At 39.7% G+C, this 2,464-nt stretch carries 3 protein-coding genes; all 3 read left to right on the top strand.

Annotation, left to right across the window (positions count from 1 at the left end):
* Positions 1 to 464 precede the first annotated feature (464 nt).
* Positions 465 to 881, top strand: a complete 417-nt coding sequence (locus tag RG571_RS11880) for a NusG domain II-containing protein (protein WP_002298268.1) — start codon at positions 465 to 467, stop codon at positions 879 to 881.
* 13 nt (positions 882 to 894) lie between these two features.
* Positions 895 to 1,461, top strand: a complete 567-nt coding sequence (locus tag RG571_RS11875) for a Gx transporter family protein (RefSeq protein WP_114635159.1) — start codon at positions 895 to 897, stop codon at positions 1,459 to 1,461.
* A 22-nt stretch (positions 1,462 to 1,483) separates the two neighbouring features.
* On the top strand, positions 1,484 to 2,464 hold a 981-nt coding region (locus RG571_RS11870; protein WP_308947723.1), incomplete at its 3' end, for a polyprenyl synthetase family protein.

The following is a 2,464-nucleotide window of genomic DNA, read 5'->3' as shown; positions in this document are numbered from 1 at the left end:
TTTGTTTCTCTAATACTCAGGACAAAACGCTGATTTTACAACCTCCTGATAAACGGTGTTCAAAAGCCAGTTTCTCGGTATTAAGCCAAATTTATGCAAAAATGTGGAAAGCCACTTTCACAAAATTTTTCTTAATACTCGAAACTAAGCGACTTTTTCACAACCTCTCGATAAACGGTGTTCAAAAGCCAGTTTCTCGGTATTAAGCCAAATTTATGCAAAAACTTGAAAAGTAATTTTCGTAAATTCCTTCTTATTTCTTGAAGTTGCCCACTTCTGTCACAACCTCTTGTTATAAACGGTGTTCCACCTGCTGCTTCTCGGTAATAAGCCCAAAGAATTAGAAAACATGGAAAGCTGTTTTCTATTCTTCGTTCTTATTACTCAAAGCAAGACACAGGTGTCACAACCTCTTGTTTTTATGCTAAAATTGGGTGAGTTAATCTGGAAAAAGGAGAACAAAAATGAGCCTTAAAGAATTTGCTGAAAAAAGTCTGCTCAAACCTTGGGATGTTTTTATTATTTTGCTTTTGACTGTTCTTTCTTTTTTACCAGTCATGATTTTTGGTCTTCAGCAAAACACCGCAACAGCAGAAAAAGAAGCGGTACTGCGTGTGGATGGCACAGAAATCAAAACATTCCCTTTGATGGCTGGAGAAGAGAGCTACACATATACTTACAAAGATGAACACGGAGATTATAACTTGATCGAGATAGATGGCGATCGAGTACGGATAAAAGAAGCAGATTGCGATGACCAGATCTGCGTACGTCGAGGCTGGGCAACGAAAAATGGCGAAACCATTGTTTGTTTACCACATAAATTAGTGATCGAGGTCCGATCAACAGATGGGGGTGACGAAGACAGTCTGATTTATTAGACCTTCACACACCATGAGTAAATTACAAAAAATGATTTATATTTCGCTACTTGTTGCACAAGGAGTGATCATTGGTTTATTGGAAAATATGATCCCTTATCCTTTTTCTTTTGCGCCTGGTGCAAAACTAGGCTTAGCCAATCTAATCACGATTGTTGCCATTTTTACCATGAAAAAACGAGACAGCTTCTTACTACTTTGGCTACGACTATTCCTGGCTACTTTGCTAGGCGGAACGATTTCCACATTCCTTTATAGTATGAGTGGTGCTTTGCTTAGTTATTTTGGAATGTTATTGGTCAAGCAATTAGGACCAAAACGTGTCAGTATCATCGGAATTAGTGCGGCCGGCGGTTTCATGCATAATGTCGGACAGCTTTTGATGGCTTCTTTCATTGCACAATCATGGACAGTCATGTTGTACTTGCCAGTCCTTTCAGTTTTAGGGATTTTATCAGGGATTGCAATCGGGATCGCAGCGAATTATCTTTTACGACATGTGCAGACACTTCAACGATTCCAAAAAGATTATGAGCAGGGAACCAAACAAAAATGGAGCCCAATGTTTACCAAAAAATAATCGTCACACAAGGAGTTTTTTTATGAAGCTACATCCAATGTGGGAAAACTATCCTGCTTTAAGTAAAGAATTGACAGAAACACTAAAACGGATGGAAGAAACTGTCCGCCTGAAAAACAAACCTGTCGAACAAGCAATCAAAGAAACGATCCATGCCGGCGGAAAGCTGTTGCGTCCTGCCTATCAGCTATTGTTCTCACAATTTGGACCAGAGCAAGATCGAGACAAAGCCATCGCTTTGGCAGCTTCTATCGAAATGCTCCATACGGCCACACTGATCCATGATGATATCGTTGATGAAGCGGATCTGCGACGTGGTCAGCCTAATATCCGTAGTCAGTTTGGTAATGTCGTTTCTGTCTATGCAGGAGACTATTTATTTGTCTGCTGTTTTAAACTATTGTCTGATTACTCCACTTCCTTGAAAAGTCTCCAATTGAATTCTCGCAGTATGGAAAAAGTATTGAATGGCGAATTAGGGCAGATGGATGATCGCTATAATTATGAACTTTCTGTAAAAGAATATTTGGAAAATATTTCAGGTAAGACAGCTGAACTGTTCCAATTAAGTTGTTCTGTTGGCGCTTTTGAAAGTGGAACAAGCGAGCGCTTCGCAAAAAAAGCAGGAGATATCGGACTTTCTATCGGGATGGCCTTTCAGATTATCGATGATATTTTAGATTATACAAAAGAGAGCCAGGAAATCGGCAAACCTGTACTAGAAGACATGCGTCAAGGGGTCTATTCTTTACCGTTGATCTACTCTTTGCAAAAAAACAAACCAAAGCTACTACCTTATTTAGAGAAGAAAGCGGCAATGACAGAAGAAGATGTCAACGCCGTACGCAAAATCGTTGAACATACAGGAGGCGTGGAAGAAGCTAGGAAGTTAGCGGCCTCTTACACAGAAAAGGCTTTGAAGGAAATAAAGAAATTACCTGCCACCTCTCTTCGAACAAAAGAGAATCTCTTTTCCCTTACCCAACTGATTTTGGATCGCAAA

This window comes from Enterococcus sp. FR204, from assembly GCF_031143325.1.
Taxonomy (GTDB): Bacteria; Bacillota; Bacilli; order Lactobacillales; family Enterococcaceae; genus Enterococcus_B; species Enterococcus_B faecium.
This window is presented reverse-complemented; position numbering and strand designations above follow the sequence as displayed.